This is a genomic window from Mycolicibacterium chengduense, from assembly GCF_033741155.1.
Taxonomy (GTDB): domain Bacteria; phylum Actinomycetota; class Actinomycetes; order Mycobacteriales; family Mycobacteriaceae; genus Mycobacterium.
Genome location: NZ_JAWQNH010000001.1, coordinates 789265 through 810720, shown reverse-complemented (window position 1 = coordinate 810720; position 21456 = coordinate 789265). Strand labels below are relative to the sequence as shown.

At 69.4% G+C, this 21456-nt stretch carries 24 protein-coding genes and 1 pseudogene; 17 read left to right on the top strand and 8 right to left on the bottom strand.

Annotated elements, in window-relative coordinates; all coding sequences use genetic code 11:
• Positions 1–196 precede the first annotated feature (196 nt).
• Entirely contained in the window at positions 197–553 is a 357-nt protein-coding gene (locus tag SBI67_RS04100) for a WhiB family transcriptional regulator (RefSeq protein WP_318979303.1), read from the top strand.
• Positions 554–606: 53 nt separating this feature from the next.
• On the opposite strand, the gene bagB is transcribed toward SBI67_RS04100, so the two are convergent.
• Both bagB and bagA read right to left on the bottom strand, forming a co-directional pair.
• Entirely contained in the window at positions 607–1737 is a 1131-nt protein-coding gene (gene bagB / locus SBI67_RS04095) for an ATPase BagB (RefSeq protein ID WP_318979302.1), read from the bottom strand.
• Positions 1738–1742: 5 nt separating this feature from the next.
• The gene (bagA, locus tag SBI67_RS04090) at positions 1743–2762 is read right to left on the bottom strand and encodes an ATPase BagA (protein WP_413232394.1); all 1020 of its coding nucleotides are present in this window, start codon (positions 2760–2762) and stop codon (positions 1743–1745) included.
• A 74-nt stretch (positions 2763–2836) separates the two neighbouring features.
• Between bagA and sp36 the strand changes: the two genes are divergently transcribed.
• From sp36 to SBI67_RS04075, 3 genes are read left to right on the top strand one after another with little or no spacing between them, the layout of a single operon-like run.
• The gene (sp36, locus tag SBI67_RS04085; RefSeq protein WP_318979301.1) at positions 2837–2998 is read left to right on the top strand and encodes a Sp36 family protein; all 162 of its coding nucleotides are present in this window, start codon (positions 2837–2839) and stop codon (positions 2996–2998) included.
• A complete protein-coding gene (locus SBI67_RS04080; protein ID WP_318979300.1) occupies positions 2995–3453 on the top strand; it encodes a RidA family protein in 459 nt (152 codons plus the stop codon). The genes sp36 and SBI67_RS04080 overlap by 4 nt, the downstream gene beginning before the upstream one ends.
• Positions 3454–3490: 37 nt before the next feature.
• Entirely contained in the window at positions 3491–4279 is a 789-nt protein-coding gene (locus SBI67_RS04075; RefSeq protein ID WP_318979299.1) for an MBL fold metallo-hydrolase, read from the top strand.
• A gap of 51 nt (positions 4280–4330) precedes the next feature.
• Here the strand turns inward: SBI67_RS04075 and crp are convergent, their stop codons facing one another.
• Positions 4331–5005, bottom strand: a complete 675-nt coding sequence (crp, locus tag SBI67_RS04070) for a cAMP-activated global transcriptional regulator CRP (protein ID WP_019510750.1) — start codon at positions 5003–5005, stop codon at positions 4331–4333.
• Between the two features lie 471 nt (positions 5006–5476).
• Here crp and nth point away from each other — a divergent pair, with 471 nt between their 5' ends.
• The 4 genes from nth to marP are packed head-to-tail and all read left to right on the top strand — an operon-like array spanning position 5477 to position 8869.
• On the top strand, positions 5477–6253 hold the full coding sequence (gene nth / locus SBI67_RS04065; protein ID WP_318979298.1) for an endonuclease III: 777 nt from the start codon (positions 5477–5479) through the stop codon (positions 6251–6253).
• Complete coding sequence (locus SBI67_RS04060; RefSeq protein ID WP_318979297.1) at positions 6250–6900, top strand: TlpA family protein disulfide reductase; 651 nt, start codon at positions 6250–6252, stop codon at positions 6898–6900. Before nth ends, SBI67_RS04060 begins: the two co-directional genes overlap by 4 nt.
• On the top strand, positions 6897–7685 hold the full coding sequence (locus tag SBI67_RS04055) for an NUDIX hydrolase (RefSeq protein ID WP_318979296.1): 789 nt from the start codon (positions 6897–6899) through the stop codon (positions 7683–7685). Before SBI67_RS04060 ends, SBI67_RS04055 begins: the two co-directional genes overlap by 4 nt.
• A complete protein-coding gene (gene marP / locus SBI67_RS04050) occupies positions 7682–8869 on the top strand; it encodes an acid resistance serine protease MarP (RefSeq protein ID WP_318979295.1) in 1188 nt (395 codons plus the stop codon). Before SBI67_RS04055 ends, marP begins: the two co-directional genes overlap by 4 nt.
• Here marP and SBI67_RS04045 read toward each other — a convergent pair.
• Positions 8866–9813, bottom strand: a complete 948-nt coding sequence (locus SBI67_RS04045) for an alpha/beta fold hydrolase (RefSeq protein ID WP_318979294.1) — start codon at positions 9811–9813, stop codon at positions 8866–8868. The two genes, marP and SBI67_RS04045, sit on opposite strands and share 4 nt — an antisense overlap.
• On the bottom strand, positions 9814–10314 hold the full coding sequence (locus tag SBI67_RS04040) for a phage holin family protein (RefSeq protein WP_318979293.1): 501 nt from the start codon (positions 10312–10314) through the stop codon (positions 9814–9816). It abuts the gene before it with no gap.
• Between the two features lie 52 nt (positions 10315–10366).
• On the opposite strand from SBI67_RS04040, the gene SBI67_RS04035 reads away from it, so the two are divergent.
• The gene (locus SBI67_RS04035; protein ID WP_413232393.1) at positions 10367–11107 is read left to right on the top strand and encodes a S1 family peptidase; all 741 of its coding nucleotides are present in this window, start codon (positions 10367–10369) and stop codon (positions 11105–11107) included.
• A 104-nt stretch (positions 11108–11211) separates the two neighbouring features.
• Here the strand turns inward: SBI67_RS04035 and acs are convergent, their stop codons facing one another.
• The gene (gene acs, locus SBI67_RS04030; protein WP_318979291.1) at positions 11212–13173 is read right to left on the bottom strand and encodes an acetate--CoA ligase; all 1962 of its coding nucleotides are present in this window, start codon (positions 13171–13173) and stop codon (positions 11212–11214) included.
• A gap of 124 nt (positions 13174–13297) precedes the next feature.
• Here acs and SBI67_RS04025 point away from each other — a divergent pair, with 124 nt between their 5' ends.
• On the top strand, positions 13298–14041 hold the full coding sequence (locus SBI67_RS04025) for a Fic family protein (RefSeq protein ID WP_318979290.1): 744 nt from the start codon (positions 13298–13300) through the stop codon (positions 14039–14041).
• 418 nt (positions 14042–14459) lie between these two features.
• Here the strand turns inward: SBI67_RS04025 and SBI67_RS04020 are convergent, their stop codons facing one another.
• The gene (locus SBI67_RS04020; RefSeq protein WP_413232392.1) at positions 14460–15326 is read right to left on the bottom strand and encodes an HAD-IB family hydrolase; all 867 of its coding nucleotides are present in this window, start codon (positions 15324–15326) and stop codon (positions 14460–14462) included.
• A gap of 416 nt (positions 15327–15742) precedes the next feature.
• On the opposite strand from SBI67_RS04020, the gene ssd reads away from it, so the two are divergent.
• The 7 genes and pseudogenes from ssd to SBI67_RS03985 form a co-directional block, all read left to right on the top strand.
• Positions 15743–16825, top strand: a complete 1083-nt coding sequence (gene ssd, locus SBI67_RS04015) for a septum site-determining protein Ssd (RefSeq protein ID WP_318979289.1) — start codon at positions 15743–15745, stop codon at positions 16823–16825.
• Positions 16822–17982: a TadA family conjugal transfer-associated ATPase gene (locus tag SBI67_RS04010; protein ID WP_318979288.1), complete on the top strand. Its 1161-nt coding sequence runs from the start codon at positions 16822–16824 to the stop codon at positions 17980–17982. Before ssd ends, SBI67_RS04010 begins: the two co-directional genes overlap by 4 nt.
• Entirely contained in the window at positions 17979–18764 is a 786-nt protein-coding gene (locus SBI67_RS04005) for a type II secretion system F family protein (protein ID WP_318979287.1), read from the top strand. The genes SBI67_RS04010 and SBI67_RS04005 overlap by 4 nt, the downstream gene beginning before the upstream one ends.
• Positions 18761–19318: a type II secretion system F family protein gene (locus SBI67_RS04000; RefSeq protein ID WP_318979286.1), complete on the top strand. Its 558-nt coding sequence runs from the start codon at positions 18761–18763 to the stop codon at positions 19316–19318. Before SBI67_RS04005 ends, SBI67_RS04000 begins: the two co-directional genes overlap by 4 nt.
• Before the next feature lie 24 nt (positions 19319–19342).
• The gene (locus tag SBI67_RS03995) at positions 19343–19546 is read left to right on the top strand and encodes a DUF4244 domain-containing protein (protein WP_318979285.1); all 204 of its coding nucleotides are present in this window, start codon (positions 19343–19345) and stop codon (positions 19544–19546) included.
• Between the two features lie 23 nt (positions 19547–19569).
• Complete coding sequence (locus SBI67_RS03990; RefSeq protein ID WP_318979284.1) at positions 19570–19866, top strand: TadE family type IV pilus minor pilin; 297 nt, start codon at positions 19570–19572, stop codon at positions 19864–19866.
• A pseudogene (locus SBI67_RS03985) lies at positions 19769–20173 on the top strand (Rv3654c family TadE-like protein); the annotation flags it as partial. The gene SBI67_RS03990 and the pseudogene SBI67_RS03985, both read left to right, overlap by 98 nt.
• Positions 20174–20190: 17 nt before the next feature.
• Here SBI67_RS03985 and SBI67_RS03980 read toward each other — a convergent pair.
• Positions 20191–21297, bottom strand: coding sequence for a PAS domain-containing protein (locus tag SBI67_RS03980; RefSeq protein ID WP_318979283.1), 1107 nt, complete (start codon positions 21295–21297; stop codon positions 20191–20193).
• Between the last annotated feature and the right edge of the window lie 159 nt (positions 21298–21456).

Below are 21456 nucleotides of genomic sequence, written 5' to 3'. Positions count from 1 at the left end.
AGGGCCTCCGAGCGGTGCGTTTGTACGACGGGCGGCCCGGCGGCACGCCCGTCCCAAAAAATCGTGATCTGACTGTTGCGTAAAACCCCTCTGACCACCTAGCTTGGACACACAGTGCGATTCAGGTAACACTATTGGACGCAATGTGGCGTAGATCGCACTAGTGATCTCGCCGGCCGGAGCGAAAGGGTTGCTGATGTCAGTTCCGTCGACTGCAATACGCCACACGGGTACGGGCCAGCAACCCGCCAGTGCCACACACAGTGCCGAGGCCGAAGCCCGCATCGCGTGGGTATCCCAGGCCCGCTGCCGGCAGGCGGACCCGGACGAGCTGTTCGTCCGCGGCGCCGCCCAGCGTAAGGCCGCGGTGATCTGCAGGCACTGCCCGGTGATCGCCGAGTGCGGCGCCGATGCGCTGGACAACCGGGTCGAATTCGGGGTGTGGGGCGGGATGACCGAGCGTCAGCGCCGAGCCCTGCTCAAGCAGCATCCCGAGGTGGTGTCCTGGGCCGATTTCTTCGCCGCCCAGCGCAAGCACCGCAGCGCCGTCTGACCCTCTCCACCGTTTTGCCGTTTACCCCGCGTTTCGCGGGGTAAACGCTTTTCTCACGCGGATTCGCCGACACCTGTCAGCTGATCGCCGATCGCCCGCAGCGCGTCCAAGTCGGAGACGTCGAACGGTAACGACGGCACCCCGACGATCGCGACATGCGGATTGGCGCCGGTGAACCGGCCCAGCAGTCGTACCTCCCGCTTGGCGGTGGTCGCTCGGGCCGCGTGGATCCGCAGCACCGCCGCGGCCAGTCCGCCCGGCGCCTGTGCATCCAACTGGTCGGCCGCCACCTCGGCCTTCTCCCCGGGCAGACTGCTGAGCGTCGGATGGGTGCGGTTGAGGATCATGCCGGCCAGCGGCATGTTCTCCTGGGACAGCCGGTCGATGAAGAACGACGCCTCGCGCAGCGCATCCGGTTCGGCGGCCGAGACCACCACGAATTGGGTGCCCCTGCGCTTCAGCAGCTCATAGGTGCGGTCAGCCTTCTCCCGGAAACCGCCGAAGGTGGCGTCCAGCGATTGCACGAATCCGGCCGCATCCGAGAGCATCTGAGATCCCAGGACGGTCGACATGCCCTTCATGGCCAGTCCCACCGCGCCCGTCACGATGCGGCCGATGCCGCGGCCCGGCGCGAGCAGCAGCCGCCACAGCCGGCTGTCCATGAAGCTGCCGAGCCGCTTCGGGGCATCCAGGAAGTCCAGGGCATTGCGGGACGGCGGCGTGTCGACCACCACCAGATCCCACTTGTCCTCGGCCAGCAGTTGGCCGAGTTTCTCCATCGCCATGTACTCCTGCGTGCCGGCCAGTGAGGTGGCCACCGTTTGGTAGAACTGGTTCTCCAGAATCGCGTCCGCGCGGTCGGTACCGGAGTACTGCAGCACCATCTCGTCGAAGGTGCGCCGCATATCCAGCATCATGGCGTGCAGTTCGCCAGGGACCTCCGGTGCCAGTGGTACCCGCTGCGGGGTGTTGCCCAGGCTTTCGATGCCCAGGGCCTGCGCCAGGCGCTTGGCCGGATCGATGGTCAGCACCACCACCGTGCGGCCGTACTCAGCGGCGCGCAGCGCCATCGCCGCGGCCGTGGTGGTCTTGCCGACACCGCCTGCGCCGCAACACACCACGACACGGTTGGACGTGTCGGTCAGGATGGCGCTCAGGTTGAGCGTGGGGGGTGTGGTGCTCATGGTCGTTACCTCACTCCCTGCTGGGCGAGCGCCTCGGCCAGCTCGTAGAGGCTGCCGAGGTCCACGCCGTCGGAGATGGTCGGCAGGTCCAGGCGGGCGACATCGAGCTGCTGCAGCTGCTCGGCGCTCTCCGCGCGGGCGGCGATCAACGTGGCATGCTGGATCGATTCGGTGAGCAAGCCCGCAAAATCGCTGTCGGACAACGTGATTCCCACCTTCTCCAATCCCGCCCGGACCGCGTCGGCGTCGATGTCGCCTTCGGTGGCCTTGCCGAGCGCGTCGGCGGGCAAGTAGGTCGGGATGTTGCGGTTGACGATGACACTGCCGATCGGCAGCTCCAGTTCACGCAACTCCTCGATCGCCTCCAGGGTTTCCTGGACCGGCAAGGCCTCCAGCAGCGTCACCAGATGCACCGCGGTCAGGGGTGAGTGCAGGATCTTGACCACCCCCTCGGCTTGGGAGTGCACCGGGCCGCCCTTGGCCAGCTCGGACACCGCCTTGGTGACGTCGAGGAAGCGGGAGATCCGGCCCGTCGGCGGCGCGTCGACGACGATGGCGTCGTACACGGTCTGCCCGGACTTGGCCGGCTTGTTTCCGCGCACCACGATTTCTTTGATCTTGCCGGTGAGCAGCACGTCGCGTAGGCCGGGGGCGATCGTGGTGGCGAACTCGACGGCGCCGATGCGGCGCATCGCTCGGCCGGCGATGCCCAGGTTGTAGAACATGTCGAGGTATTCGAGGAACGCAGCTTCGGTGTCGATGGCCAGGGCGTTGACCTGACCGCCGCCCTCGGCGGTGGCGACCTTGACCTCTTCATACGGCAGCGGTGGCACGTCGAACAGTTGGGCGATGCCCTGGCGTCCCTCCACCTCCACCAGCAGCACCTTGCGTCCGCCCGAGGCCAGGGCCAGCGCCAGCGCGGCGGCGACGGTCGATTTGCCGGTACCGCCCTTGCCCGACACGAAATGCAGGCGGGCCTCGGTCAGGCGAACTGGCCAGCCGACCGGGTTGGGTGCAGGGTCCACCAGTGCATGCTAACTGTGAGCCGATGCGCTCCGGATAAGCTCTGCTGCATGAGCGAACTGACAAGGTGGGCGGCGTGAGCGAAGCGAAAAAGTGGGAATACGCCACCATCCCGTTGCTGACCCATGCCACCAAGCAGATCCTGGACCAGTGGGGCGCCGACGGTTGGGAGCTGGTGTCGGTGCTGCCCGGGCCCACCGGCGAGCAGCACGTGGCGTACCTCAAGCGGCCGAAGTGAGCGGCTGGTCCGCCCGACTGGCCGAGCTCGGCATCGAGTTGCCGGCCGTCGTCGCTCCGCTGGCGGCCTATGTGCCCGCGACCCGCACCGGCAATCTGGTCTACACCGCGGGGCAGCTGCCCATCGCCGACGGTGAGCTGCTGGCCACCGGCAAGGTCGGTGCCGAGGTCACCCCCGAGCGGGCCAACGAGCTGGCCCGGGTCTGTGGTCTCAACGCGCTGGCCGCGGTGCACTCGCTGGTCGGCATCGACGCGGTGGTCAAGGTGGTCAAGGTCGTCGGGTTCGTCGCGTCCGCACCGGGTTTCGGCGGTCAGCCGGCGGTCGTCAACGGTGCCTCCGAGCTGTTCGGCGAGGTGTTCGGCGACGCCGGAGCCCACGCCCGGTCGGCCGTCGGCGTGTCCGAATTACCGCGCAATGCGCCGGTCGAGGTCGAGATTATCGTCGAGGTCGCGTAAGCGACCGAGCATCAACTGAGAGGTTGCGTAGCGCGTCATGACCCATCCCGCGTACGGAGTGCTGCGGCCGGTGACGGACACGGCCTCGGTGCTGCTGTGCGACAACCCCGGGATCATGACGCTGGACGGCACCAACACCTGGGTGCTGCGCGGGCCGGGCAGCGACGAGATGGTGATCGTCGACCCCGGTCCCGACGACGCCGACCATATCGGCCGGCTGGCTGACCTCGGGAAGATTCCGCTGGTGCTCATCAGCCACAAACACGAGGATCACACCGGCGGTATCGACGCGATCGTCGAGCGCACCGGCGCCGTGGTGCGCGCGGTGGGCAGCGGTTTCCTGCGCGGGCTGGGTGGGCCGCTGACCGACGGTGAGGTGATCGACGCCGCGGGCCTGCGGATCACGGTCATGGCCACACCCGGGCACACCAGCGACTCGCTGTCATTTCTTGTCGACGACGCCGGCGGCGGGAGAGGCGCCGTGCTGACCGCGGACACCGTGTTGGGCCGCGGCACGACCGTCATCGACAACGAAGACGGCAGCCTGGGCGCCTACCTGGATTCACTGCGCCGGCTGCAGGGACTGGGCCACCGGACAGTGCTGCCCGGTCACGGTCCGGAGCTCGACGATCTGGCCGCGGTGAGTGCGGCTTACCTGGCTCATCGCGAAGACCGGTTGAACCAGGTACGGGCGGCGCTGCGGGTGCTGGGGGAGGACGCCACCGCGCGGCAGATCGTGGAGCACGTCTACACCGACGTCGACACCACGCTGTGGGAGGCGGCTGAGAAGTCGACCCAGGCGCAGCTGGACTACCTCAGAGCGTGACCTGTGGAGTGCTACCCGTAACGGTTACGGTTGGCACTCCACACATCGCAGTTATCGCGCTCGCCTCGCCAGGCGTTCGCTGTCACTGATCAGCACGCTCTTGCCCTCCAGCCGGATCCAGCCGCGGTGGGCGAAATCGGCCAGCGCCTTGTTGACGGTCTCGCGGGAGGCACCGACCAGCTGGGCGATCTCCTCCTGGGTCAGATCGTGGGTGACACGCAGCGCGCCGCCCTCCTGGGTGCCGAACCGCTGCGCAAGCTGCAGCAGCTGCTTAGCCACCCGGCCGGGCACATCGGTGAAGATCAGGTCGGCGAGGTTGTTGTTGGTGCGGCGCAGGCGGCGGGCCAACACCCGCAGCAGCTGCTCGGCGATCTCGGGGCGGTCGGCGATCCAGGCGCGCAACGCCTCACGGTCCATCGACACCGCGCGCACCTCGGTGATGGTGGTGGCGCTGGACGTCCGCGGACCCGGGTCGAAGATCGAGAGCTCACCGAACATGTCCGACGGACCCATGATGGTCAGCAGGTTCTCCCGACCGTCGGGTGAGCGGCGGCCGATCTTCACCTTGCCGGACGTGATGATGTACAGCCGGTCGCCGGGCTCGCCCTCGGCGAACACGGTGTGTCCGCGCGGGAAGTCGACGGGCTGCAGCTGTTTGGTCAGTGCCGCGACCGCAGTGGGTTCGACTCCTTGGAAGATTCCGGCCCTGGCCAGGATCTCGTCCACGTTGCCCCTCTTAAGCTAATTCGGTGATATGACGCGCGCCGGCCAACGCAGGCTGGTGAGCGCATTCAGTCTAGTTGTTGGCCACTCCGCGACGTGCCAACGCTACACACGATTGGCCTGGCGAGTCGCCGGAAACTGCGGATTCAGTCCCGTCGGAGGGTATATCCGGGTCGGCAGGCCGGGGGGCTCCACCGGTATGGGGCGCGGTGCCGGTACCCGGTCCAGCAAATTGCCCTTGGTTCGTGGCGCCGGATTCTCCTCGCGCAGCCCGGCTTCCAAGCGGTCCAGACCGAAGGTTGCCAACATCAGCAACCCCGGAACGAACGCGACCAGCAACCACGACACGAGTGATGAGTAAACACGGTGAAGGTCTCAGCCAGATCACGTTTTGTCACCGGTCAGCACAGCAGTGCGGGTCGCTGCGTCCCGTCGGGTCAGCCGACCACCAGTGCACGTCAGTACGCTGATCCGGTGAGCGTTCGCACCGCCGGGAGCAAATCGGCAGCCAAGCGGTCCGCCAAATGGGACACCGAGACCCATCTCGGCCTGGTCCGCCGGGCCCGCCGGATGAACCGCACGCTGGCCACGGCCTTTCCGCACGTCTACTGCGAACTGGATTTCACCACGCCACTGGAACTGATCGTCGCGACGATCTTGTCGGCACAGTGCACCGACAAGCGCGTCAACCTCACCACCCCCGCGTTGTTCCAGAAGTACCGCACCGCGCTCGACTACGCCCAGGCCGACCGCACCGAACTGGAGGAGCTCATCCGGCCCACCGGCTTCTATCGCAACAAGGCCAACTCGCTGATCAACCTCGGTCAGGAATTGGAGGCCCGGTTCGACGGTGAGGTACCTGCGACCCTGGAGGAACTGGTGACGCTGCCCGGCGTCGGCCGAAAGACCGCCAACGTGGTGTTGGGCAACGCCTTCGACATCCCCGGGATCACCGTCGACACCCATTTCGGCCGGCTGGTGCGTCGCTGGCGCTGGACCGCCGAGCAGGACCCGGTGAAGGTCGAGCACATCGTCGGCGCGCTCATCGAGCGTAAGGAGTGGACGCTGCTGAGCCACCGCGTGATCTTCCACGGTCGCCGGGTCTGCCATGCCCGCCGACCGGCGTGCGGGGTGTGCGTGCTGGCCAAGGACTGTCCGTCGTTCGGTGAAGGCCCCACCGATCCCGCGACGGCGGCCGCCTTGGTCAAAGGCCCGGAGACCGAACACCTGCTGGCCCTCGCCGGCCTGTGAGCAGATCCGCCCGTTGGACCGCGGTGGTGTTGATCATCTTCGCGGCGCTCGCCGTCGGGTTGTGGCGGGAGATCGGCACCGAACAGCCCGAGTCCGCGGCACCGCCAGGCGCCCCCACCGCGCGCGATCATCGCGACGCCGACACTGCGGAGGCACTGCGCCAGCCGCGGGCCGAGGCCGACCTGCCGCCCTGCCCGTCCGATACCGGCCAGCCCGGGCCGCCCGCTCTGCGCGGCATCACGCTGGAATGCGCGGGCGACGGAGCGCCCGTCGACGTCGCGGCCGCACTCGCCGGTCGGCCGGTGGTGCTCAACCTGTGGGCCTACTGGTGTGGACCGTGCACCGACGAACTCCCGGCGATGGCCGAATATCAGCGTCGGATGGGGTCCTCGGTGACGGTCGTGACCGTGCACCAGGACGAGAACGAGTCGGCCGGGCTGCTGCGCCTGGCCGAACTCGGTGTGCGGCTGCCGATGCTGCAGGACGGGCGGCGTCGCGTCGCCGCCGCCCTCAAGGTGCCCAACGTGATGCCTGCGACGGTGGTGCTGCGTGCGGACGGTAGCGTGGCCGAAATCCTGCCCCGGCCGTTCACCGACGCCGACGCCATCGCCGCGGCGGTGAATCCATCGATAGGAGTGCCGGGATGAGCACGCTCGATGCCGGCCGGAACGCCGGCGTGCAGCCGGAGTCGGCCCCGCCGTGGCTGCGCAAGCTGGTCGCTGACATCCACCAGGTGCCCGACGCCTACCGAAGCCGGGTGCCCGACGATGTGCTCGCCGCGATCGCGGAGGCCAACACCACGGCCACCCGGTCGGGCACCAACCGCGACGCCGCGGTACTGGTGCTGTTCTCCGGTTCCCCGGACGCGCCCGCCGGGGCGCTGCCGCCCGACGCCGACCTCCTGGTCACGGTCCGCGCCGCCACCCTGCGCAACCACTCGGGCCAGGCCGCCTTCCCCGGTGGAGCCGCCGATCCCGGGGACGGCGGCCCGGTGGGCACCGCGCTGCGCGAGGCCACCGAGGAAACCGGCGTGGACACCACCAGGCTGACCCCGCTGGCCACCCTGGACCGAATGTTCATCCCGCCGTCGGGCTTTCACGTCGTACCGGTGCTGGCCTACTCCCGGGATCCGGGCCCGGTCGCGGTCGTCGACCCCGCAGAGACGGCGATCGTGGCGCGGGTCCCGGTGCGCGCGTTCGTCAATCCGGAGAACCGGCTGATGGTCTACCGGCAGCAGAACACCCGGCGCTTCGCCGGCCCGGCGTTCCTGTTGAACCAGATGTTGGTGTGGGGATTCACGGGGCAGGTCATCTCCGCGATCCTGGATGTCGCGGGCTGGGCTCAGCCGTGGGACGCCGACGACGTGCGCGAACTCGACGAGGCAATGGCGCTGGTTGGGCGGGCCAGCCAGTACGGTGTAGAGCAACAATGACCTCGTCTCAGTGGCTTGACCTCGTCATCCTCGCCTTCGCCTGCGTCGCCGCGCTGTCCGGATTGCGCTCCGGTGCCCTCGGCTCGGTGCTGTCGCTCGTGGGCGTGGCGCTCGGTGCCGTCGCCGGGGTGCTGCTGGCGCCGCACATCGTCAGCCATATCGACGGCCCGCGCACCCGATTGTTCGCGACGCTGTTCCTCATCCTGGCGTTGGTGGTGATCGGTGAGATCGCCGGCGTGGTGCTCGGCCGCGCGGTGCGTGGCGCCATCCGCAACCGGTTGTTGCGCGGCGTGGACTCGCTGGTGGGCGCGGCGCTTCAGCTGGTCGCGGTGCTGCTGGCCGCGTGGCTGCTGGCCGCGCCGCTGACCACGTCGAACCAGCCCGGTCTCAGCGCCGCGGTCCGCGGATCGCGGGTGCTCACCGAGGTGAACGAGCTCGCACCGGAGTGGATGCGCAAGGTGCCCACCCGGCTGGCCAACCTGCTCGACACCTCCGGTCTGCCCGATCTCCTGCCGCCGTTCGGGCGCACTCCGATCGTCGCCGTCGACGCTCCGGATGAGGCGCTGATCAACTCGCCGGCGGTCGCGGCGGCCAAGGGCAGCGTGGTCAAGATCCGTGGGGTCGCGCCCAGCTGCCAAAAGGTGCTCGAGGGAAGCGGTTTCGTCGTCGCCCCGAACCGGGTGATGTCGAATGCGCACGTGGTGGCCGGCGCCGAGACCGTCACGGTCGAGGCGGACGGCAAAACCTATGACGCCACCGTCGTGTCCTATGACCCGAACGAGGACATCTCCATCCTCGCGGTGCCCGACCTGCCCGCGCCGCCGCTGTTGTTCCATGACGCCGAGGCCAAACCGGGAACAAACGCCGTGGTGATGGGGTATCCCGGTGGCGGCGAGTTCACCGCCACGCCGGCGCGCATCCGCGAGACCATCGAACTCAACGGGCCCGACATCTACCACACCACCACGGTGAACCGAACCGTCTACACCATCAGAGGCACTGTCAAACAAGGCAATTCGGGCGGACCGATGATCGACACGGACGGCAAGGTGCTCGGCGTGGTGTTCGGTGCGGCGGTGGACGACGCCGATACCGGGTTCGTGCTCACCGCTGACGAAGTGCTGCAGCAGCGCCTGAAGGTGGGCAACACCGCGCCGGTGCCCACCGGCACCTGCATCTCCTAACCCGGGTAAACCTGCGCCAGGAACCGGGTCAGTTGGGCGTTGACGGCATCCGGGCTTTCCTCGTGCGCGAAATGTCCGGCGCCGTCGATCGAGGCGAAGTGCCCGTGCGGTGCGTAGCGCCGGGTCCGGTGTACCGCGTCGGGCAGCACGTACGGATCGGCGTCGCCGCGCATGTGCAGGACGGGGATCGCCAGCGGCTGTTTCATCGACCGCATGAACCGGCGACCCTCTCCGCGCAACTGGCTGCGTACCGCCCACCGCTGATACTCCAGGGCGCAATGGGTGGCGCCGGGGATCTGGGCGGCCGTGCGCAGATGCTCGATGGTCTCGGTGAAGTCTTGGGAGCCTTGCCATTTCGCGCTGGTCCTGCTGCGGACCAGTCGTTCCAGCTCGGCCGCGTCGCGGCGGGTGAGCGCCCGTTCAGGCCAGAACGGCAGCTGATAGCTCAGCATCGAGGGCAGCAGTGCCCGGCCCTGATCGCGCCGGGTCAGCGTCGATGCGCGCAAGGCCACCGGATGCGGTGAGCTGACCAGGGCGATGGCTTTGACCACCCGAGGGTGCAGCACCGAGGTGGCCCAGCACACCAACCCGCCGTCGGCGTGCCCCACCAGGGTCGCGGTGCGGTGTCCCAGCGCGCGTACCAGCCCGGCCGTGTCCCCCGCCAGCGTCCAGCCGTCATAGCCGCGCGGTGGCTTGTCACTGCCGCCGTAGCCGCGCAGATCGACCGCGACCACCCGGGGGTTGCCCGGCAACCCGCGCAGCTGATGACGCCACGACCACCAGAACGAGCCGAAGCCGTGCAGCAGGATGACCAGCGGACGGTCGGCGTGGTCCTGCTGCTCGGTGTGCGCCTCCACCACGTGGAAGCGGATGCCGTTCGCGTGGACCTGCAGATGACGCCACGGGCCGTCGATGTACACCACCGACGGATCGGGCGGGAGCATCTACCAGCCCGAGGGGTCGGCCGGCGCCGGGCGGGCCGGCTCAGCCGGCTTGTCGTGTCCGGGCGTCAGCGCGGCCGGGATCTCCTTGACCGTCTCGATGGTCTGCCGCGGCCCGCGGATCCGCCGCACCTTCAGGTAGCCGAACAGCGCCAGCGCTCCGGTGGTCAGCACCATGAGGGCGAAGACGATCAGGAACGCCACCCAGCGCCACAGCCACTCGTCGAGCAGCTCGGCGAGGAAGAAGAAGAAAAAGAACGTCGAGTAGAACAGCACCACCAGCGCGGCGATGAAGAAGACGCTGCCGGTGAGGCCCTTCTTCACGTCGCGGGTGATCTCGGCCTTGGCCAGCTCGACTTCGGCCCGCACCAGGGTGGACACCTGCGCGGTCGCGTCCTTGACCAGGTCACCGATCGACGGATCCGCCTTGGGGGCATGCGGGTCAACGAGCGGAATGGATGCCACCGTGGTCGGCACGCCGTTCTTGCTTTGCCCTGTCGTCATGGGGCTATGGTGCCATGTCGCGCGACGTCCCTCGATCCAGCCCGACGATAGAATGGCGCCGGCTGCTTCGCGGCCCGAGCGAATTGGGGATGCATTGAGACACCGCCGGCACAAGACGGCTTACGCGCTTGCCGGGGCGGCCACCGCTTTCGCCGCGACCGTTCTCGCACCAGCCGCGCACGCCGACGCACCGGTCGATCTCGGCGGCGGATCCGGCATCGTGATCAACGGTGACACCTTCTGCACGTTGACCGCGATCGGCACCGACGCCACCGGCAAGCTCATCGGGTTCACGTCGGCGCACTGCGGCGGGCCGGGCGCGCAGGTCGGCTCCGAGGCCGCGCCGCAAGCCGGGGTGCTGGGCACCATGGTCGCCGGCAACGACGGCCTGGACTACGCCGTCATCCAATTCGACCCCGCCAAGGTGCACCCCGTGGACACCGTCAACGGGTTCCGCATCGACGGTCTGGGCCCCGACCCGGGGTTCGGGGACGTCGCCTGCAAGCTGGGCCGCACCACCGGGTATTCGTGTGGGGTGACCTGGGGGCCGGGCAAGGACCCGGGCACCATCCTGAATCAGGTGTGCGGTCAACCCGGCGATTCGGGCGCGCCCGTCACCGTCAACAATCGGCTGGTCGGCATGATCCACGGCGCCTTCACCGAGGACCTGCCGACCTGCGTCGTGAAGTACGTGCCGCTGCACACCCCGGCGGTCACCGTGTCGATGAACGCGGTGCTCGGCGACATCACGGCCAAGAACCGCCCGGGGACGGGATTCGTTCCCGTCCCCTGAGCCCGATCCCCCGTCGCTTCGCTCGCCCTGAGCCCGATCCCCCGTCGCTTCGCTCGCCCTGAGCCCGATCCCCCGTCGCTTCGCTCGCCCTGAGTCGGATCTTGCTACTTACTGGCCCGGATCGCCTCGAACACACTCGGATCCACGAGGGTCGAGGTGTCGCCCAGTTCGCGGCCCTCGGCCACATCGCGCAGCAGCCGGCGCATGATCTTGCCGCTGCGGGTCTTGGGCAATTCCGGCACGACGTGGATCTCCCGCGGTTTGGCGATCGGCGAGATCTCGGTGGCCACCTGGGCGCGCAGTTCCTCGACCATGTTCTCGGTGCCGCCGTGCGCAGACGCCTTGAGGATGACGAACGCGCAGATCGCCTGGCCCGTGGTGTCGTCGGAGGCGCCGACGACGGCGGCCTCGGCGACCCCGGAGTGCCCGACGAGTGCGGATTCCACCTCGGCGGTGGAGATCCGGTGCCCGGAAATGTTCATCACGTCATCGATGCGGCCCAACACCCAGATGTTGCCGTCGCTGTCGTAGCGGGCACCGTCACCGGCGAAATACCAGCCCTGCTCGGCGAACCGGGACCAGTAGGTGTCCTTGAAACGCTCGGGGTCACCCCAGATTCCGCGCAGCATCGACGGCCACGGCTGGTCGAGCACCAGGTAGCCGGTGACGTGCTCGGCTTCGTCGGCGCCGGGCACCAGTTCGTTGCCCTCGTCGTCGACGATCTTGGCCGAGATGCCGGGCAGCGGGGTCATCGCCGAGCCGGGTTTGGTGGCCGTGACACCGGGCAGCGGGGAGATCATGATCGCCCCGGTCTCGGTCTGCCACCAGGTGTCCACGATCGGAGTCTTGTTGGCGCCGATGTACTCGCGGTACCAGCGCCAAGCCTCCGGGTTGATCGGTTCGCCGACCGAGCCGAGCAGCCGAAGGCTGGACAGGTCGTGCGCCGCCGGGATCTGGTGGCCCAGCTTCATGAACGTGCGGATCAGGGTGGGCGCGGTGTAATAGATTGTCACGCCGTACTTTTCGATGACCTCGAAATGCCGGTGCTCGGTCGGCGAGGTGGGTGTGCCCTCGTAGACCACCTGGGTGACCCCATTGGCCAGCGGCCCGTACACGATGTAGGTGTGCCCGGTGACCCAGCCGATATCGGCTGTGCACCAGTACACGTCGGTCTCGGCCTTGATGTCGAACACGTTGTGATGGGTGTAGGCGGCCTGGGTCAGATAGCCCCCGGAGGTGTGCACGATGCCCTTGGGCTTACCGGTGGTGCCCGAGGTGTACAGCAGGAACAGCGGCTGCTCGGAGTCGAACGCTTCGGGGGTGTGCTCGGTCGAAGCCTTGTCGACCGTCTCGTGCCACCACAGATCACGGCCCTCGGTCCAGTTCACGTCGATTCCGGTGCGACGCACCACCAGGACGTGCTCGACGGACGGCTGGTCGCTGACGGCGTCGTCGACGGCGTCCTTGAGCGAGGCTGCCTTGCCGCGGCGGTACTGCCCGTCGGTGGTGATCACCAGCTTGGCCGCCGCATCCTCGATGCGGGCCCGCAACGCCGAGGCCGAGAAGCCGGCGAACACCACTGAATGCATGGCGCCCAGGCGGGCGCAGGCCAGCATGGCCACGATGGCCTCAGGCACCATCGGCATGTAGATGGCGACCCGGTCCCCGGCCACCAGGCCGAGCTCGGTCAGCGCGTTCGCCGCCTTGGACACCTCGTCCTTGAGCTGGGCGTAGGTGATGTCGCGGGCATCACCGACCGGTTCACCCTCCCAGTGGATGGCCACCCGGCCCCCGTTGCCTGCCTCGACGTGGCGGTCCACGCAGTTGTAGGCGACGTTGAGTTTGCCGCCGACGAACCACTTCGCGAACGGCGCCTCCGACCAGTCGAGCACCTCGGTAAACGGTGTCTGCCACGACAGCCGGTCGGCCTGGGTGGCCCAGAAGGCGAGCCGGTCGGTGGCCGCGTCGTCATACAGCTGGCCGGTGGCGTTGGCATTCGCCGCGAAATCAGCGGGCGGCGGGTAAGCGGACGGGACGTCGGCATGCGTCAGCGGCGTAGTACTCATGGGTGTGAGCGTAGTCACCGAACGTTGCACGAGTGTTGGAGCGTCACAACCTGCTGCGGGCGGCAGGACGACTGCGATGAACGGTCGGAGAATCGGTGGTCAGCGGTCCGCTAGCGTAATCCCGATGACCGATCCACTTGCACCGTTGGCCGAACTGGAGGGCGTGGCGGCCGCCGGCGAAGAGGCGCGCGAGGCGCTGGGCCGGGCGCACCGGCACCGCACCAACCTGCGCGGCTGGCCGGCGACGGCGGCCGAAGCCGCGCTGCGCGCGGCTCGGGCGTCCTCGGTGCTCGACGGCGGCGCGCTGAGCCTGTCCGATTCCGGGCAACCGGACCCGGTGCTGGCCGGTGCCCTGCGGGTGGCCGAGGCGTTGGAGGGCGGGTCGACCGCGCTGGTGGGCGTGTGGAAGCGGGCCCCGTTGCAGGCGCTGGCCCGGCTGCACGCACTGGCCGCCGCCGACCTGGTCGACGACGACGAGCGGCTGGGCCGCCCGCGCCCCGATCCCGAGGTCGGTCCGCGGCTGGAGTTGCTGGCCGACCTGGTGACCGGTGGGACGAAGGTGCCGGCCTTCGTGCTGGCGGCCGTCGCGCACGGCGAACTGCTGACCTTGGCGCCGTTCGGGGTGGCCGACGGTGTGGTGGCCCGCGCGGTGTCGCGGTTGATCACCATGGCCAGCGGACTGGATCCGCACGGCCTCGGCGTTCCGGAGATGTTCTGGATGAAGCAGTCCGGCAACTACCGCGCGGCCGCGCGTGGGTTCGCGTCGGGCACGCCGAACGGACTGGGGGCGTGGTTGGTGCTGAGCAGCCAGGCGCTGCATGCCGGTGCGCGAGAAGCGCTTTCGATCGCCGAGGCGGCGAAGAAGTAGTCGGACAACATAAAGCGGGCGGCGCTCCGGTATCAGACCTGCATCTGATTCGGCTCGCCGCCCGCTAGCACGGACTCCGGTTACCAAGCGTGCTCTGTGGGCTGCGTGGGTGGCCTCGGCGTTCTTGCGGTGCGCTGTGTCTGCGATCCCACCCAAAGGACCGTCGATGTCATCCGCTATCGCAATTCCGCAGGCCCGCAACACTTTTACCTCTATCGCGGTATGTGCTCCGCGTGGGTACCGGGATCCGTGCTGGGGAGCTCGGCTCGGGAGACTACGCCTTCTCTTCCGGCGTGGCCTTGGCCTTACCGCGCTTCCGTGACTCCATTTGTACTACGTGACCGCGGTCACATCAAGGGTCAATTGATGCCGATTCCGGATCGTTACCGCGTGACCGGGCCTACGACCGAGCGTCGTATCAGCGGTCGTCAAACATGAACCGGCGCAACAACGAATACGTCAGCGCCCCGCCGGCCAGCGCACTCAACCCGACCGCGAACGTGGTCGCGACGGCCGCTCCCGACGGCGCGGGGATCCGGTCCCGCAGCGAAACCGGCCGGCTGAAGGTCAGCACCGGCCACTCCCGCGCACCGGCTTCTTTGCGTAACGCGCGGTCGGGATTGACCACCGACGGGTGCCCGACGGCTTCCAGCATCGGCAGATCGGTGATCGAGTCCGAGTACGCGTAACAATGCTCCAACGCGTAACCCTCACGGGCGGCGAGCTCGCGGATGGCCTCCACCTTGCCCTCGCCGTAGCAGTAGAACGCGACCTCGCCGGTGTACTTGCCGTCCTCGACGACCATCCGGGTGGCCATGGCATGCGTGGCGCCCAGCGCCCGGGCGATGGGCGCCACGATCTCCTCGCCCGACGCCGACACCACGACGACGTCGCGTCCACACAACTTGTGGTCGGCGATCAGGTTGGCGGCTTCGGCGAACACCAACGGGTCGACGATGTCGTGCAGCGTCTCGCCCACCACCGACCGCACCTGCTCGACATCCCAGCCGGTGCACATATCGGTCAGATAAGTACGCATCCGGTCCATCTGGTCGTGGTCGGCGCCCGACATCAGGAACAGGAATTGTGCGTACGACGACTTCAGCACCGCGCGTCGGTTCAACAAGCCTTGGTCGAAGAAGGGTTTGCTGAACGCCAGCGTGCTGGACTTGGCGATCACCGTCTTGTCGAGATCGAAGAACGCCGCGGTGCGGATCGGTTGGCCCGATTCGGCGCGGCCATCAGCGGCGGCGGGCGCGTCGTCGGCCCGGTCGGAAACCGTCACGGGACCAGCATATGCCCGGTGTCCGGGAGCCCATTCCCATAGCTGGGAAAGTGGCAGCTCACGCCAGGTGTTGCCGGCTGCTGGATTTTCCGTTCTCAAGTGTCTTCACAGGCAAGTTCAACTTGCGCCACCCGACTGGCCGGTGTGTATAGTGAGCATTACCCGGCTTATGCTGGGTGTGGATCAGCCCGACCCCCCGGGGCTGATACACGACGACCTCCGCCTCCTCCCCCCCTGGCGGGGGTCGTCCCTTTTTCCGGGGTGTCTCGGGACCGTGCGGACGGTCAATCTCTCTCGCGTTGCGGAATGTCGTTTTCGGTCAGCCGTCGTTCGCGGTTTATGCACAGTTCGGGTTTCATCCACAGATTTCCCTCGGGCGCTGGCGTACGTTCGCCGGTTGTTCGCACAGTGAACAGGTGACCCCAGCACCGATCACCCGACCGCCGACCCCTTCGGTCCTGGCGCTGCTGACCGAAGTGACGGCCCGCGACGACGTCGACCGGGTGGCGGCCGCCGCCGGTGTTCGGGTGGTGCACGCAGAGGAACCGTCCAGTCGCGCGGTATGGGCGAGCGCGCCGGTGGTGCTCCTGGATCGCCTGGCCGCCGACCGCTGTGTGGCACGCGGGTTACCGCGGCGCGACCGGGTGCTGTTGGTGTCCCACGACGATTGCCGGGCGGACTGGGAATCAGCGGTGGCGGTCGGCGCCGAGCGGGTGCTGCATCTGCCCGGCCAGGACGGGGTGCTGATGGCCGCGCTGACGGCGACCCCCGAAGCGCCAGGGGCAGGTGGGCCCCGCGGGCCCGTGCTGGCCGTGCTCGGTGGTGTCGGCGGTGCGGGCGCCTCGGTGTTCGCCGCCGCGGTGGCCCAGGCGGCGGTCGATTCCCTGCTGGTCGATGCCGATCCGTGGGGCGCCGGGCTCGACCTGGTGCTGGGCAGTGAGGGCGAAACAGGTTTGCGTTGGCCCGATCTCGCGCTCAGCGACGGTCGGCTCGAGTACGCCGCACTGCGTGCTGCGCTGCCGGCGCGCCGCGGCGTCACGGTGTTGTCCGGTGCGCGCACCGGTACCCCGATCGGGCCTGCCCCGCTGGCATCGGTCATCGACGCGGGTCGGCGTGCCGGGGTGACGGTGGTCTGCGACGTGGCGCGCCGGCCCGGAACCGCCACCGAGACTGCGCTGCGGGCGGCCGACCTCGTTGCCCTGGTCACCCCCGCCGATGTGCGTGCCACGGCGGCCGCCGGGGTGATCGGCAGTTGGGCCGGCACCGTCAACCCCAATATCGGTGTGGTGGTTCGCGGACCGGCGCCCGGTGGACTGCGTGCCGCCGACGTGGCGCGCACCATCGACGTGCCGCTCCTGGCCGCGATGCGTCCGCAACCCGGGTTGGCCACCACGATGGAGCACGGCGGCTTACGGATCCGCGCCAGATCACCGTTGGCCGTTGCGGCCGGTCGGGTGCTGACCTTGCTGCGGCAACAGCCGGTGGCGGTGTCCCGATGACGACCTCGTTGATCGACCGGGTCCGGGAGCGGCTCGCGGTCGAAGCCGCGCCGTTGCGTCCGGCGATCGTCGCCGCCGCGATCCGCGCTGAATCCGGGGGCTTGCTCGGTGATACCGATGTCCTCGCCACCATGCGGGTGTTGCAGACCGAACTCACCGGCGCCGGGCCGCTGGACCCGCTGCTGCGGCTCCCCGGCACCACCGACGTTCTGGTGACCGCGCCCGACGCGGTCTGGGTGGACCGTGGTGACGGGTTGTCGCGCAGCGATATCCGCTTTGCCGACGAAGGTGCGGTGCGTCGGCTCGCGCAGCGGCTGGCCCTCGCCGCGGGCCGCCGCCTCGACGAGAACCAACCATGGGTGGACGGCCAGCTGACCTGTCTGGGCGCGGATCCGGTCCGCCTGCACGCGGTGCTGCCACCGATCGCGGCGGCAGGCACCTGCCTGTCCCTGCGCGTGTTGCGGCCGGCCGACCAGGATCTGGGTGCCCTCATCGCCGTGGGGGCGATCGCCGAACCGGCGGCGCGGCTGCTCGACGCCATCCTGCGGGCCCGGCTGGCGTTCCTCGTCTCCGGCGGAACGGGCGCAGGCAAGACCACCTTGCTGGCGGCCCTGCTCGGCGCGATCGATCCGGCCGAGCGGATCGTGTGCGTCGAAGATGCCGCCGAACTGGCCCCCCGTCATCCGCATGTGGTGAAGCTGGTGGCGCGCGGCGCCAACGTCGAAGGCGTGGGCGAGGTCGCGGTGCGAGACCTGGTTCGGCAGGCGCTGCGGATGCGGCCGGACCGCATCGTCGTCGGCGAGGTGCGCGGGGCCGAGGTGGTCGACCTGCTCGCGGCGCTCAACACCGGTCACGACGGCGGCGCCGGGACCGTGCATGCCAATCGTCCCGCCGAGGTGCCTGCCCGGCTCGAGGCGCTGGCCGGTTCCGGCGGGCTGGATCGGGCGGGCCTGCACAGCCAGTTGGCGGCGGCGGTTCAGGTGGTGCTGCATGTGCAGCGCACGGCGACCGGACGCCGGCGACTGCTCGAGATCGCGGTGCTGGACCGCGCCGCCGATGGCTGGGTCAGGGCCGCCACCGCGTGGCACGCCGATGATGGATTCGGTCCGGGCGCAGCGGCGCTGACCGGTCTGCTCGGTGACAGGTCGAGCCGATGATCACCGCCGTCCTGCTGCTGGCCGCGGCGTTGACCGTTGCTCCACCGGCGGCCCGGCTGCGCCTGGGTCTACCGGGCGGGCATCTTCGCCGGGTTCGCCGGATATCGCCGTGGTGGGGCGCGGGACCGGTCGCGATGGTCGCGATCGTGCTGCTTCCGGCGGGCACCGCGATCGCCGCCGGGGTGTTGGTCGGCACTGTGCTGGTGCGCCGCAGCCGGTCGAAACGCCGGGCCCGCGCGCGGTCGGAGGCGGCGGCCCTGCGTGACGCGCTGGATGTGCTGGTCGGTGAGTTGCGGGTGGGCGCGCACCCGGTGACCGCCTTCGAGGTGGCGGCGGCCGAAGTCGACGGTGCGGTGGCCGACGCGCTGCACGGTGTGGCGGCCCGGGGACGGCTCGGCGCCGATGTCGCCGCCGGGCTGCGGGCGGCCGGTCGCCGCGCCGCCGAACCCGCCCACTGGGAGCGGCTCGCGGTCTGCTGGCAGCTGGCCCACGTCCACGGCCTCGCCATCGCGACCCTGATGCGGGCGGCACAGCGGGACATCGTCGAGCGGGAGCGTTTCGCGGTCAAGGTCGAGGCCGGAATGGCCGGTGCCCGGACCACTGCCACCATCCTGGCCGGGATGCCGGTGCTCGGTATCGCGCTCGGCCAGCTCATCGGTGCCGACTCATTGCGGTTTCTGCTGTCGGGCGGCACCGGCGGCTGGCTGCTGGGCGTCGGGGTGACGCTGTGCTGCCTCGGGTTGTGGTGGTCTGACCGAATCTCCTCAGGAGTGCTGCGATGACCTGGTCTGCGCTGCTGCTTGCGGCCGCGGTGTTGATCGGCACCGGGCCGGCCCGGCTCGGTCGCTCGCCGGGCGCCCCGAAACCAGCGCGGTCGAGGGCGGATCCGCTGGCGGCCGCGTCCTGCTTCGACGTGCTGGCGGCATGTCTGAGTGCGGGGATGTCGACGCCGGCGGCGGTCGCGGCGGCCGCGCAACTCGCTCCTGCCGGCCTGGCGCAGCGGCTCATCCGGGCCGGCAACCTGCTGGCCCTCGGCGCGGACGCCGGCACGGCGTGGGACCGCGGGCAGGCGCCGGACGACCCGCACGGCGTCGCGCTGGCGCGGATGGCCAGGCGTTCCGCCGAATCCGGTGCGGCTCTGGCGCAGGGCGCTGCCGAACTCGCCGACCAGGTGCGCAGTGCCGCGGGCGCGTCGGCCGAAGCCGCCGCCGGACGCGCCTCGGTGCTCATCGCCGGGCCGCTGGGCGTGTGCTTCCTGCCCGCGTTCATCTGCCTCGGGGTGGTTCCGGTAGTTGTCGGGCTGGCCGGCCACGTCCTGGGCGCGGGTTTTTCGTGAGCACATCCAACGAAGGGAGAAGCAATGCCAGGCAGCATATTTCAGTCGGTGCAGGCCAAACTGGTGGTGCTCGCCACCGACGACTCCGGCATGTCCACGGTCGAGTACGCGATCGGCACCATCGCGGCCGCCGCGTTCGGCGCGATCCTGTACTCCGTGGTCACCGGCGACTCCATCGTCAGCGCACTGTCGAACATCATCGCCCGCGCGTTGAACACCAAGGTCTGAGCGGCGATGCGGGTGCGGTCACCGTGGAGGCGGCCTTCGCGGTCGCCACACTGGTGGCGGTCCTGGTGTTCTGCGCGGCCGGGCTCACCGCGCTCGGCATGCAGGTGCGCTGTGTCGATGCGGCGCGGGAGGCCGCCCGGCTGGCCGCCCGTGGCGCCGACGGTACCGCCGCGGCCGAACGGGTCGGGCCGCCGGGTGCGGTGCTGGCGCTGCGCCGGGACGGTGGTTTCGTCATCGCCAGGGTCAGCGCGAAAGCGCCCTTGCTGCCCGGTATCACGCTGGTCGCCGAAGCCGTCGCGGCGGCCGAGCCCGGCCCGTGACGATCGTGGTTCGGCCACCCTGATCGCGGTGGCCATGGTGGGTGTGCTGATCACCGTGACCACGGGGCTGGCGGTGCTCGGCGCGGCGGTCATCGCCAGACACCGCGCGCAGGCGGCGGCCGATCTGGCCGCCCACGCCGCCGCCCTCGGTCTCCCGGCCGGTCGCCAATTCGCTTGTGCGCAAGCCGACTCGGTGGCCGTCGCGATGGGAACGGTGGTGGCCGGCTGCGTTATCGACGGGTTGGACGCGGTGGTGACCGTGGATGCCGACACCGGGGTGCGGCGGTGGCGGGCCAGGGCGCAGGCCCGGGCCGGCCCGGCAGATCACTCCGCTTCGTCCTCCGATTTGCCCAGCCGCAGCAGCGATTTCAGGGTGGGCCTGGTGTTCGCCTGGTCTGGGTCTTCGGCCACCACGGCACCCTGTACGGCGGCCGCAAGTTCCTCGTCGGTCGGCAGCCGCACCGACAGCAGGGCGGCGACGGTGTTCTCGTCCAGCTCGACCCGAGTAAGCGTCACGTGGACGGGGGTGTAGCCACCGCCGTGCGCCCGCAAGCCCAGCACCCGGGTGGTCGGGCCAACCGCGAATTCCCGTGCCATGGAAAGGACGTGATGTTCATCGGCCGGGTCGAGCATCGGGATCTCGCGGTCACCGGCCCGCCAGTCGTAGAACGGGCACGGGTCGTCGAGCCACTTCAGCACCCGCCAACTGTTGATGTCGACCAGGGCCCGGTGCACGCCGGGAGTGGCCAACCCGTGCAGGATGCGCTGCGCCAGATCGTCGGGTGGTGACGACGGCTCGGCACGTTCGGCGCGCCAGTTCATCGACCGGCAGATCAGCCGCTCGGACCCGTCGTCTTGCACCTCCAGGCCGGCGCGAGCCACGAAGCCGACCGCAACGGGCTGGCCGCGAAAGTCGGTGACGTTCCAGGTACTGCACAGCACATTGCCCGGCTTGGCCTGGATCACCATGGACAGCACCTTGGATTCGTCCGGTTGCAGGGTCCGCGCGGGCAGGTCCTCGGCGAATGCGCGCCCGTGGGTGGCTTCCCGGGACGGGTCGCGGCCACTGTTGGCCAGCGCCTCCGGGGTGTCGGTGGCGACGCCGGACTCCAGGTCCCATTTCAGCGGCCCGATCACCGGGCGTTGTGGCGCTTCGATATCCGGCGGGCCGATCCACAGCTGCACGCCGTGGATCACCCCGTCGGACATCCGCACCACGTCGGTGCGGATCACCCTGTCGTGCTTGGAGGTGATGCTGGTCAACGGCTGGCCGCCACGCACCGTCTCGCCGATCGCCGACTGGATCGCCATCAGGTGCGGATTCCGTCGTAGGAAGGTGGTGATCGGAACGAGGTTCTTGGTGCGCGATCCCTGGGCCACCACGGCCGGCTCGTCCCCGAGCGTCTCCACGAGCAGCCAGTCGTGGTCCATGAGGGCAGTTTAGCTGGCAACCCTGGGCCCGCCCGAAGTTTGCGGCAGCTGCGGATTCCGTCGGAATTTGCTGATCGGAGGGCTCGAAGCGCGGACTCGTCGGGGTCGCTGCGCCCAGGACGGGTTGCGTCTGCCCAGGTCGCGGGGTACTTTACGTCG